The organism is Streptomyces sp. SID13031 (genome assembly GCF_010548305.1).
Taxonomy (GTDB): domain Bacteria; phylum Actinomycetota; class Actinomycetes; order Propionibacteriales; family Kribbellaceae; genus Kribbella.
The window spans coordinates 880040-891750 of sequence record NZ_JAAGLV010000001.1 but is presented as its reverse complement, the minus strand read 5'-3'; the positions used below and the strand labels follow the sequence as shown (position 1 = coordinate 891750).

Here is an 11711-nt window from a genome sequence, read left to right as displayed (position 1 = left end):
GTTCAGGGCCTCCAGACCCAGGACTGGCGGTCGTACAGGGGCTTGAAGCCGGCCCGTTGCATGTTGTCCAGCGACGGGTTCTGCTCCCCCTCGGCCGGTTTGCCCGTCTCGGTGGAGACCCACTTGCAGCCTGCAGCCAGCGCGTCCTGCACCCGCCGGGCGATCAGCGCCGACTGGGCTCCGCGGCCGCGGTACTCCGGCAGGGTCGACGCGCTCACGCACTCGCCGACCTCATCCTCGACGTACAGGCCACCGGTCGCCACCAACTTGTCGCCGTCCCAGGCTCCGTACGCCTGGAAGCCCGGTACGACGGTGAGCGCCGCGAGCATCTCCGCCAGCAGTCCCTCCGGATCCGGCATCTCGAACGCGAGGATCTGGATGTCGGCCCACGCCCGGTGGCCGTCGGAGTCAGCCGGGTCGACCGGACCGATGCGCAGTGATGACTCGGCGGGCTCAACCGGCGCATCGTCCCGGAGCAGCTTCACGATCGTGCCACCCGGTTCGAGCCCGTACGTCTCCCGGATGTCATCCCAGTCGGCCGGCAGCACGGCCGGCGGCAGGTGGAAGTGGGCGGCGGGCGTCCCAGCGGCGCGGTGGAAGTCGACGACCTCACCGATCAGCTCCGCCGTCACCGGCCCGTCGAGCCCGAGCCCCTGCACCCTCGACCAGTACTGCGACGGGTCGTTGCGCAACGAGAGCGCGATCCCCCGCCCGAACCGGCGGCCGGTGATCCCCAGTCGCTCGAGCAAGGACGGCTCGATCGCGGTGATCTTGAACATCAGATTGGCCTCGACAACCTCGGCCAGCTCCACCAGATCCATACCGGCCACTGTAGCGAGCCGGCAGCACTACTTGCCCAGGACAACGGTCTCGGCCCCGGAAATGGGTAGCCCGAGATCCGGAGATGGGTAGCCGCGGAAGCCCCGAAGGCCAGGGGCTCGCCTTCGGGGCTTCCTTCGAGCAGTGCGGGTCAGGCCGGGGAGACGATATCCGGGGCTTCCAGGCGGACCTTGTCGGCGGATTCGTCGTCGGGCTGGTCCTGGGAGTCGCGTTCGGACTGGACTCGTTGCTGGTAGAAGGAGACCTCCCGCTCGATCGTCTTCTCATCCCAGCCGAGGATCGGGGCCATCAGGCGAGCCGCCGCGTCGGCGGCCTCCACGCCGCGGTCCCAGGCCTCGATCGAGATCCGGGTCCGGCGGGCCAGTACGTCGTCCAGGTGCCGGGCGCCTTCGTTCGTGGCTCCGTAGACGACCTCTGCCTTGAGGTAATCCTGCGTGCCGGGCAACTGCTCGCCCAGCGACGGGTCCTTCGCGACCAGCTCGAGCACCTCGTCGATGAGTGCGCCGTACCGGTTGAGCAGGTGCTCGATCCGGGCCACGTGCAGCCCCGAGCGCTGCGCGATCAGCTGACGCTGGTTCCACATCGCGTGGTACCCGTCGGCGCCGACCAGCGGTGTGTTCTTGGTGACCGACTTCGGCACCCGGCCGTCGAGCGCGTTCGCGGCCGCGTCGACCGCGTCCTTCGCCATCACCCGGTACGTCGTGTACTTGCCACCGGCAACCACCACGAGCCCGGGGGCGGCGTGCGCGACGACGTGCTCGCGCGAGAGTTTCGACGTGCTCTCCGACTCCCCCGCCAGTAGGGGTCGGAGCCCGGCGTACACGCCCTCGACGTCTTCGCGCGTCAACGGCGTCACCAGTACCGAGTTGACGTGGTCGAGCAGGTAGTCGATGTCCTTGCTGGTCGCGGCCGGGTGGGCCTTGTCCAGGTTCCAGTCGGTGTCGGTGGTACCGATCAGCCAGTGCCGGCCCCACGGGATGATGAACAGCACGGACTTCTCGGTCCGCAGGATCATCCCGGTGCTGGACTGGATCCGGTCCTTCGGTACGACCAGGTGGATGCCCTTCGACGCGCGCACGTGGTACTGCCCGCGCTCGCCGACCATCGCCTGGGTGTCGTCGGTCCAGACCCCGGTCGCGTTGACGACCTGCTTGGCCCGCACCTCGAACTCGCGCCCGCTCTCCAGGTCCTTCGCCTGGACGCCGGTCACGCGCTCGCCCTGTCGCAGGAAGCCGGTCACCTTGACCCGGTTGGCGACATGGGCGCCGTACGACGCCGCAGTACGGGCTAGCTCCATCGTGTGGCGAGCGTCGTCGACCTGCGCGTCGTAGTACTGGAGAGCGCCGACCAGGGCCGACTTCTTGAGGCTGGGGGCCAGCCGCATGGCTCCGCGCCGGGTCAGGTGCTTGTGGATCGGCAGGCCCGCGCCGTAGCCCGAGCTGAGCGCCATGGCGTCGTACAGGGCGACGCCGGCGCCGGCGTAGAACCGCTCCCACCACCGGTGCTGCAGGGGGTAGAGGAACGGCACCGGCTTCACCAAGTGCGGTGCCAGGCGTTGCAGGAGCAGCCCACGCTCCTGCAACGCCTCGTGCACGAGACGGAAGTCGAGCATCTCCAGGTAGCGCAAGCCACCGTGCACCAGCTTGCTGGACCGGCTGGAGGTACCGCTCGCGAAGTCACGAGCCTCCAGCAGTCCGGTGGTCAGCCCCCGGGTCGCGGCGTCGAGCGCCGACCCGCTGCCGACCACCCCGCCACCGATCACCAGGATGTCCAGCTCCCGGCCGTCCGCCATCGCTTCGATGGCGTCGGTCCTTGCCTGTGGTGACAGTGCCACTGCGCCCACTTCTGTTCCTTCCGTCGTTCCCTCGTATTACCTAATGCCCTCGTACTACCCAACGCGGAGCGCTACTGCCTTAATCCACGTCAACCCAGTCGAGGGTGCGCTGGACGGCCTTCTCCCAGCCCTTGTACCCCTCGGCACGCTGCTCGTCGTTCCACTCCGGGTTCCAGCGCTTGTCCTCGTTCCAGTTCTGCACCAGCTCGTCGGTGTTGTTCCAGAACCCCACCGCCAGGCCGGCCGCGTACGCCGCTCCGAGGGCGGTCGTCTCCGCGACGACCGGCTTGCTCACCGGGACGCCGAGGATGTCGGCCTGCATCTGCATGCAGAGCTCGTTCGCCGTCACCCCGCCGTCGACCTTGAGGACCTCGAGCTTGACGCCCGAGTCCTTCTCCATCGCGTCGGCGACGTCCTTGCTCTGGTAGCAGATCGCCTCCAGTGTCGCTCGCGCCAGGTGAGCGTTGGTGTTGAACCGCGACAACCCGACGATCGCGCCGCGGGCGTCGGAGCGCCAGTACGGTGCGAACAGGCCGGAGAACGCCGGTACGAAGTACACGCCGCCGTTGTCCGCGACCTGCCGGGCGAGTGTCTCGACCTCGGCCGCGCCGGAGATGATGCCGAGCTGATCCCGGAGCCACTGGACGGCCGAGCCCGTGACTGCGATCGATCCCTCCAGCGCGTAGACCGGAGCCTCGTCGCCGAACTTGTAGGCCATCGTGCTGAGCAGACCCGCCTTCGAGCGGACCAGCTCGGTGCCGGTGTTCAGCAACATGAAGTTGCCCGTGCCGTAGGTGTTCTTGGCCTCGCCCGGCTTGAAACAGACCTGACCGACGGTCGCGGCCTGCTGGTCGCCGAGGTCACCTGTGAGCGGCACGACGCCCTGGAGCGGACCGTTCACCAGCGTCTCGCCGTACTTGTTCGGGTCCGACGACGGACGGATCTCCGGCAGCATCTGCCGGGGGATGTTGAAGAACGAGATCAGCTCGTCGTCCCAGTCGAGCGTCTCCAGGTTCATCAGCATCGTCCGGCTGGCGTTGGTGACGTCGGTGACGTGAACGCCGCCTTCCGTCCCGCCGGTGAGGTGCCACAGCAGCCAGCTGTCGGTGTTGCCGAAGACGGCGTCACCGGCCTCGGCGGCCTCCCGGACCCCGTCGACGTTCTCGAGGATCCACTGCACCTTGCCGGCCGAGAAGTACGTCGCCGGCGGCAGACCGGCCTTCTGCCGGATCACGTCGCCCTTGCCCTCGCGCTCCAGCGCGGAGGCGATCCGGTCGGTCCGGGTGTCCTGCCAGACGATCGCGTTGTAGTACGGCCGGCCGGTCTTGCGGTTCCAGACCACGGCCGTCTCGCGCTGGTTGGTGATGCCGAGCGCCGCCAGGTCGCTCGCATGCAGCCCCTGCGCGTTCAGCGCGGTCCGGATCACCGAGCTGGTGCGCTCCCAGATCTCGACCGGGTTGTGCTCGACCCAGCCCGCCTGCGGCAGGATCTGCGAGTGCTCCAACTGGTGCTTGCCCACCTCGTTGCCGGAGTGGTCGAAGATCATGAAGCGGGTGCTCGTGGTGCCCTGGTCGACGGCACCTACGAAGTCAGCCATGGATTTTCCTCTCCTCACGCTGCAGGGTCATGCGGTGGTCTCGCCCTCGGGGATGCGGCCGGGCTCCTCGTCTTCGTCCGCGATCGGCAGGTTGCGGCCGACCAGCAGGTCGTACAGGAACGCGCCGATCAGGGCGCCGATGATCGGTGCCACGATCGGCACCCAGAAATAGATATCCCCGAACTGATCCTTGAACGCTCCCCCGTAGCCGGTGAAGAAGGACGCCAGCCGGGGCCCGAAGTCACGCGCCGGGTTGATCGCGTAGCCGGCGTTGGTGCCCCAAGCCATCCCGATCGCGACCACCAGCAGGCCGACGATGAGCGGGGCCAGGTTGGCCGCCGGGGAGGTGTTGCGCAGGTCGGTGATGGCCAGGATGACCATCATCAGGATCGCCGTACCGATGATCTGGTCCCGGAAACCGCCCCACATGTGGACGCCGAGATCCATGCTGCCGTTCCCGGGCAGCGTCGAGAAGACGCCCTGGGTCTTGATCGTCAGGCCCGGGTCGACCTTGTGCAGTGCCTCGGTGTAGTTCCAGCGAACTACGAGCGCCGCCAGGAACGCTCCGAGGAACTGTGCCACCGAGTACGGCAGCACCTTCTTCCAGCTGAACCCGCGGAACGCCGCCAGCGCGATCGTCACCGCCGGGTTCAGGTGCGCGCCGGTCATCCGGCCCGCCACGTAGATACCCAGTGTCACACCGAGTCCCCAGGCCCACGCGATGGAGTCGTGGTCCCCGATCCCACCCCCGACCACCTGCGCGACCACGCCACAGCCGAACAGGATCAGGATGAACGTACCGGCGAGCTCGGCGGAGCACTCCCCCAGAAGGGTCTTCGCCTTGACCGCCTCGGTCGTAGCCATGCTTGATCTCCCTTCCACCCCGTGACGACCACGGAGAACTGGAATGTAGGAGCGTTAGCGAGGCGGCACAACGCCACTCGTTCGACATTGTCGAACGCCTCCACCCTGCCACACGATTGCGACACTCCGGTTGCGGACACCCAACCGTTTGACGGCGTCAGGGCGTCAAGGTGGGCAGTAGACCGACCAGCGCGTGAGGGAGACAAGATGGCCGACGGAAAGGACTCCAGTGCGTTCGTGGAGTTCGCTACCGCCCGGCACGGGGCGCTGTATCGGTACGCCTACCTGCTGGCCGGTGATCGTGGTCTGGCCGACGATCTGGTCCAGGAGTCGCTCACGAAGACGTATGTCGCCTGGCACAAACTGCGGGATCCGGCCAACGCGGAGGCTTACACCCGCAAGGCGATCACCAACGTCGCGATCACCTGGTGGCGCCGCAAGGCCTGGCACGCCGAGCGGCCGCGTGACGACGTACCGGAGCAAGCGGCTGCCACCGAGGACGCCACCGCCCGGCTCTGGTTGTGGGACGAACTCAGAAAGCTTCCGCCTCGCCAGCGCGCGGCGGTCGTGCTGCGGTACTACGAGGACCTCACCGAGGCCCAGACCGCCGAGCTTCTCGACTGCTCGATCGGCACGGTGAAGAGCCAGGTCTCCGACGCCCTCAAGAAACTCCGCGCCCGGCTCGGCGCCGACGCGGATCAGATCATGGACAAGGCGGGGATGACGGAATGACCGACCTGTTGAAGGACACCCTGACCGAGCACGCGGACCGCGCCCAGCCGCCGGGCCTCGACCTCGACGCGATCATCACCACCGGCGACCGCCGGATCCGCCGCCGTCGGGTGGTGGTGATCACCGGTACTGCGATGGTCACGCTCGCCGTCCTGGCCGGTGGACTCACGCTGTTCAAACCGTCCGGCCGCGAGCCAGCCCCGGCCACCCCGTCCTTCGCCCAACGCCGCGCCACTTACGCGACCGGCAGCGAGATCCACTACGGCAAGGACGTCATCTCGATCGCACCGAAGAAGATCAACGCCTTCGTCCAGACCGACACCGGCTTCGTCTTCACCGCCACCGGCGAAGAAGGCCTCTTCCTTGCCGACGGCAAACAAGTACGCAAGCTCGCCGGCTACCCCGGCGAGCTGACCCCGCTGACCGCCGCGAACCACGGCAACCTTGTCGGCTGGGTGGAGGACTTCAACGACCGCAGCGAGTCGGTGATCTACGACGTGGCCGCAGGGCGGGAGATCGTCCGCACCCCCCTCGGCAACGCCCGCGGCCCGCTCTTCGACCCCGTGGAGGCCCCACGCATCGTCGCCATCGACGGCGGCTACGCCTACTTCGGCACCTTCAAGGGTGTCTACCGCTGGGAACTGGCCACCGGGCAGCAGCAGAAACTCACCGGCGCGGCGCCGAGCGCGATCAGTACCGTCACTTCCGGCCGGTACCTCCTCCAGAACCCGGTCAGCGACCCCCACGACGGCACCATAGTCTCGGTCAAGGACCAACTCTCCACCTTCGGCGGCGTCACTCTCCCAGGCCGGTACGGCTATCTGTCCCCCTCGGCAAAGTACTTGCTCACCGCAACAAGTGACCCACACAAGATCACCCCACCCCCCGCCGTCCTGCGCCTCTTCCAAACCGCCACCGCCAAGGAACTCACCTTCACCCACGCCGGCCACCCTCTACTGATCTTCAGCCAGTGGGTCGCCGACGACACCTTCACCGCCGTCGGCCTCCGCACCACCGCCGAGAACTCCCCGGTCGACCTCCTCACCTGCTCCACCAAATCCCTCACCTGCGAAACCACCGTCCGCGCCTTCTCCCCCTTCACCTTCACCCAATCCCCACCCCGCGTCGCCCAGTTCGCCCTTCCCATCGGCGCCCCCATCCGCTGGCTCTTCGGCTGACCCCAGCGCGGCGTTGAACTCCACGGTCCCGGCCACTAGGTTGACCAGTCCGTTCGCCGTGCACTGAGGAGTCCCTGAATGGCCCGCTCGCCCTTCACCTTCGCCGGTGCCCTGGACCTCGCCGACCCCGACCGAAACAAACTCGCCGGCCTCGACAAGGTCCTCGGCGGCGCAATCCTGGCGGGCGGAGCGAGCCTGGCGATCGCCGGTGCGCCGGTCCCGGTGATCGGCCTGACCGCCGCCACCCTCCTCGGCCTGGTCGACCCGAAGAACGAAGCGGTCAGATTCCTCAGCCCCTTGGTCGACAAGGTCATCACCCGGATAAGGGGCGGCCGACAGGACGACCAGTACGACCTGGTGGTGGCGGCCCACACGATCACCGTGCTCTCCTCCTACTTCGACGCACTACGTGAGGTGCTCGGCGAATCATTCACCAGCCTCCAGCTGACCCAGCAGAACCTGGAACGCCTGGCCGGCGTGCCGCAGACCGGCGGCAGGGGCCGGTCCTTCGTCGAAGCCCTGGTCGCCACCGAGGTCCCACTGCCATCCACCGAGTTCGGGGTACTCGAGAACCTCGACCAGCGGATCGTCCCGTACTACCGCCGCCTGACCACCGCCTGTTTCGAGTTCTTTGCCGGTCTCGACGCCTGGGAGCGTGGACGCGGGCGCCGCGTGGGCAATGCCGCGACCCTGTCCCGAGACGTCACCGACCGCGCCGCCACCGTCTACCGCGGCCGCATGCTCAGCCTCAGCACAGGGACGGCGTTCGCCCTCTGGGTGACCCTCAATGAGCACGCCGCCACCCGCGCGACCGTCCGGGCAGCAGAGGCATCCGCCTTGGGTGAACTGCGAGCGATACTTCCGCTGGTACTGCGCGGCGTCCCAGCGCCGGCCCAGAGCTACCGCGCTCAACTCGCCCTCGCGGCGCAAGAGGTCCTCACCGAGCCACTGGTCCGCTCCGGCACGTACGGGCTGGTGTCGCCCACCGTCGAGCAGGGCTTCGTCGAGCCCGCCTTCCAACTCGCGGTCGCCGATACCGGGGCCAAGCCGGCTGATGAGGACTGGTGGAGATACCTCCTCCCGCAAGAATCGCTCGTTGACTACCTGGCCGGCTACCTGGCCGACGAATCCAGCACTGAGCTTCCACTTCTCCTTCTCGGCCACCCCGGCGCCGGCAAGTCGCTGCTGACCGAAGTGCTCGCCGCTCAGCTGCCCTCGGACTCCTTTGCGGTCCTCCGGGTGCCGCTGCGCAGAGTCAACACCGACGACGAGCTCGCCGTACAGATCACCAAAGAGCTGCAGCGAACTCTGCAGCGGCCGCAAGCGGACCTCGCCGAACTGCGAGCCGAGTGCGGCGACTGCCCTGACTGCCGGGCGGCCACGGTAGCCGTCTGCACCCATCAGTGCCGGCTGGTCATCCTTCTCGACGGCTTCGACGAACTGATCCAGGCCACCGGCGTCACCCAGTCCGGCTACCTCAACAAGATCGTCGAGTTCCAGAAACGCGCCAGGACGCTCGGAGTACCGACCTCGGTCATCATCACCTCCCGGACGGTGGTCGCCGAGCATGCCGACATCCCCCGCAACACCCCGATCCTGAAGCTCTGCGAATTCGACGAGCCCAGGATCGAGCACTGGTTGACGGCCTGGAACGCGGCCCACCGCGACGTATCGGAGTACCAGCCGTTGGAGGCCCAGGTACTCACCAGACCGGAAAGTGTCGCGGTACTCGCCTGTCAGCCGCTTCTTCTCCTCGTCCTCGCCATCTACCTAGCCGAGGTCGGTCCGGTCCTACTCGAGGCCGGAGTCCTCACCCAGACGGAGCTGTACCGGGAGATCCTCGACCGCTTCATCAGCCGCCAGGTCGTCGACAAGCGCGACACCGACCTCGATCCCCGGCAGCAGAAGGTCCTGGAAGCCCTGCAGCGCAAGCAGTTGCAGTTCGCCGCGATCGGCATGTTCAACCGCGGCCGCCAGCACCTCACCGACACTGAACTCGACGCCGACCTGGCGGCCCTCCTCCCCCAGCCCAACAAGGCAACAGAAACCGCAGCACTCCGCCAGGCTCACCGCGTTCTCGGCGCTTTCATGTTCGTCCACAACGCCAAGGCCGACCAGGAGCAACGCGGCGCCTACGAGTTCTTGCACGCGACCTTCGGCGAGTACTTGGTCGCCGAACTGACCTTCGAACAGCTGCTGCGCCTCGACGCCCACCGGACGTTAGAGGCGGATGAGCTCACCCTCGGCGCCACCCAGCTCGACGATCTGCTCCTGCGCCGGGTGCTCTCACATCAACCACTCAGCAGCAGACGCCCGATCATCACTTTCCTGGTCGAGCTGACGAGGGAGCTGGACGAACCCCGTCGTACCACCCTGCTCGCCACGATTACAGAGCTGATCCAGGCGGCGAGGACGCGGCCGGACGTCCCCGACGACCTCTACAGGCCGTCGCCATACGACCCGATCCGCCATCGGGCCGCCTACTCCGCCAACCTCACCCTCCTCCGCGTGCTGCTCGACATGACGCCGGTGAGACCTGCGACAGTCATCGGGAGTCGGCAGCGAGCTGACTGGGAGAGCCATGTCCGGCTCTGGCGCGTCGGACTGGATGAGCCGGCCTGGTTGAGCGTCATCGACTCCATCGGTGCCGCGGTCACGACTGACCTTCAGCTGTGCGCACGGAGCACTGATCACCGCGGGGTCTTCGGCGAAGCTGAGCTGCTCGGAAACCGCGGGCTGATGGCAGACCTCTACTTCAGCGCCCATCGAGCCGGAGCGTACGTCGGGGAGTGGTCAGAGGACGACCTGCACGCCGTGAATATGATCGCGAGCATCGGCGCGGCTCATACCGGAGTGCCCTATCTGGGGCAACTGCTACCGGTTGACCTTGGCCGGTACCTCGAACTGGCCAGGTGTCTGGAGGCGCGTACGAGCAACGGCGCGCTGGCCGTCCACATCCTGAAGCTGCTGTCGCGAGACGCGCAGTACCTGCCGGTCGAGGTGGTCGAAGCCCTCCTCAACGCCGTCCATTCGATGTACTACGCCGACCGTGGTCCTGAACTGGCCGCGGTGGCCGCCGCCCATCCGTCGATCCTGCGGGACAACCCAGCGGTTCGCGAAGCGATCAGAGACGTCAATCTGGCGGACGGAACGACAGTCGTAGCTCTCTTCTGGCTTGCAGCGGCGGCGCACTCAGGCCATGAAAGCGACCTGCTGACCGATCTCTTGGAAGCGGTCGACACCGCGATGGCCGCCGAGCCGGGGCTCAGGTTCCGGGAGAACTACTTCGCTCCTCAATTCCTGACCTATCTACGAAAGGTCCGACCTGCTCACTGGTACACGCCGGAACACACAACCGCCGTGTTCGACGACCTCGGGTCGTCGGTCCTCGCGAGTATCGACCCGGAAGATGTCTTGAACGTCGCCGAGTCATGGCCCACAGAAAGCAATCCCTTCCTTGAGGAGTATCTGACCGGTCGCCGGATCGATCCGGATGACAGGGGAAGCAGCCCCTTGTCCGCCGTGCAAAGGCTCATCGGATACATAAACTGACACCCGGGATCCGTTGGATCCCGGGCTTCAGGTGAGTGCTTAGCTGGCGGCCGCTGTGGCCTTCTTGGGGGCTTCGCCGCCGGACTGGTTTTCTGGGAAGTGGCAGGCTGCTTGGTGGCCGGGGGCCAGCTGGAGCAGCGGTGGTTCTACTGTTTTGCAGATGTCCTGGGCTTTCCAGCAGCGGGTGTGGAAGCGGCAGGCCGGTGGCGGGTTGATCGGGCTGGGGACGTCGCCTTCGAGGCGGATGCGTTCCTGCTTGCCTCTGCGCTTGGTGTCGGGGATCGGTACGGCCGAGAGGAGCGCCACCGTGTACGGGTGCATCGGCTTCTCGTAGAGGCTGATTCGGTCGGCGATCTCGACGATCTTGCCCAGGTACATGACCGCCACCCGGTCCGACACGTGCCGGACCACCGACAGGTCGTGGGCGATCATCACGTACGTGAGGTCGAACTCGTTCTGCAGGTCCTCCAGCAGGTTGACCACCTGGGCCTGGATCGACACGTCGAGCGCGGAGACCGGCTCGTCGGCGACGATCAGCTTCGGTCGCAGGGCGAGCGTGCGGGCGATACCGATGCGCTGCCGCTGGCCGCCGGAGAACTCGTGCGGGTAGCGGTTGTAGTGCTCCGGGCTCAGGCCGACCAGCTCGAGCAGTTCCTGGACGGCCTTCTTCGTGCCGCCCTCCGTCTTCACCTTCTGCAGGTGGAACGGCGCGCCGACGATCTTGCCGACCGTGTGCCGCGGGTTCAGCGAACCGTACGGGTCCTGGAAGATCATCTGGATGTCTTTGCGCAGCGGCCGGATCTTGCCCTCGGACATGTGCGAGATGTCGCGGCCCTCGAAGACGATCTTGCCCGCGGTCGGCTCGAGCAGCCGGGTGAGCAGCCGGCCGGTGGTGGTCTTGCCGCAGCCCGACTCCCCCACCAGCGAGAGCGTCTCGCCCTTCTTGACCGTGAAGTCGAGGCCGTCGACGGCCTGTACCGCGCCGACCTGGCGCTGCAGCAGGCCGCGCCGGATCGGGAAGTGCTTGGTCAGATTCGTCACCTCGAGCAGGTTCTCGCCATCTGCCAGGGCAGGCGTGACCGGTTCGGTTTCAGCAGTAGTCACAGTGGGTCGC

Annotated in this window: 8 protein-coding genes; 3 read left to right on the top strand and 5 right to left on the bottom strand. The window is 67.1% G+C overall.

Annotated elements, in window-relative coordinates:
• Positions 1-2 precede the first annotated feature (2 nt).
• The 4 genes from G3I17_RS03820 to G3I17_RS03805 all read right to left on the bottom strand — a co-directional run bounded on the left by G3I17_RS03820 (position 3) and on the right by G3I17_RS03805 (position 5135).
• The gene (locus G3I17_RS03820) at positions 3-821 is read right to left on the bottom strand and encodes a GNAT family N-acetyltransferase (protein WP_164593955.1); all 819 of its coding nucleotides are present in this window, start codon (positions 819-821) and stop codon (positions 3-5) included.
• A gap of 149 nt (positions 822-970) precedes the next feature.
• The gene (locus G3I17_RS03815; protein WP_164594223.1) at positions 971-2632 is read right to left on the bottom strand and encodes a glycerol-3-phosphate dehydrogenase/oxidase; all 1662 of its coding nucleotides are present in this window, start codon (positions 2630-2632) and stop codon (positions 971-973) included.
• Positions 2633-2753: 121 nt separating this feature from the next.
• The gene (gene glpK, locus G3I17_RS03810) at positions 2754-4271 is read right to left on the bottom strand and encodes a glycerol kinase GlpK (RefSeq protein ID WP_164593953.1); all 1518 of its coding nucleotides are present in this window, start codon (positions 4269-4271) and stop codon (positions 2754-2756) included.
• Between the two features lie 27 nt (positions 4272-4298).
• Positions 4299-5135, bottom strand: coding sequence for an MIP/aquaporin family protein (locus G3I17_RS03805; RefSeq protein ID WP_164593951.1), 837 nt, complete (start codon positions 5133-5135; stop codon positions 4299-4301).
• A gap of 207 nt (positions 5136-5342) precedes the next feature.
• Between G3I17_RS03805 and G3I17_RS03800 the strand changes: the two genes are divergently transcribed.
• The 3 genes from G3I17_RS03800 (at position 5343) to G3I17_RS03790 (ending at position 10597) form a co-directional block, all read left to right on the top strand.
• Positions 5343-5867 (top strand): SigE family RNA polymerase sigma factor, encoded by a 525-nt coding sequence (locus G3I17_RS03800; protein WP_164593949.1) that lies wholly within the window; start codon positions 5343-5345, stop codon positions 5865-5867.
• Entirely contained in the window at positions 5864-7045 is a 1182-nt protein-coding gene (locus G3I17_RS03795) for a hypothetical protein (protein WP_164593946.1), read from the top strand. Before G3I17_RS03800 ends, G3I17_RS03795 begins: the two co-directional genes overlap by 4 nt.
• A gap of 78 nt (positions 7046-7123) precedes the next feature.
• Positions 7124-10597 (top strand): hypothetical protein, encoded by a 3474-nt coding sequence (locus tag G3I17_RS03790; protein WP_164593944.1) that lies wholly within the window; start codon positions 7124-7126, stop codon positions 10595-10597.
• Between the two features lie 39 nt (positions 10598-10636).
• Here the strand turns inward: G3I17_RS03790 and G3I17_RS03785 are convergent, their stop codons facing one another.
• Positions 10637-11701 carry a dipeptide ABC transporter ATP-binding protein gene (locus tag G3I17_RS03785; RefSeq protein ID WP_164593942.1) on the bottom strand — a complete coding sequence of 355 codons (1065 nt, stop codon included), beginning with the start codon at positions 11699-11701 and terminating at the stop codon, positions 10637-10639.
• Positions 11702-11711: the final 10 nt, after the last annotated feature.

Coding starts and splice junctions, on each gene's coding strand:
- G3I17_RS03820 (WP_164593955.1), bottom strand. CDS start 821: ATGGATCTGGTGGAGCTGGCCGAGGTTGTCGAGGCCAATCTGATGTTC.
- G3I17_RS03815 (WP_164594223.1), bottom strand. CDS start 2,632: ATGGCGGACGGCCGGGAGCTGGACATCCTGGTGATCGGTGGCGGGGTG.
- glpK (WP_164593953.1), bottom strand. CDS start 4,271: ATGGCTGACTTCGTAGGTGCCGTCGACCAGGGCACCACGAGCACCCGC.
- G3I17_RS03805 (WP_164593951.1), bottom strand. CDS start 5,135: ATGGCTACGACCGAGGCGGTCAAGGCGAAGACCCTTCTGGGGGAGTGC.
- G3I17_RS03800 (WP_164593949.1), top strand. CDS start 5,343: ATGGCCGACGGAAAGGACTCCAGTGCGTTCGTGGAGTTCGCTACCGCC.
- G3I17_RS03795 (WP_164593946.1), top strand. CDS start 5,864: ATGACCGACCTGTTGAAGGACACCCTGACCGAGCACGCGGACCGCGCC.
- G3I17_RS03790 (WP_164593944.1), top strand. CDS start 7,124: ATGGCCCGCTCGCCCTTCACCTTCGCCGGTGCCCTGGACCTCGCCGAC.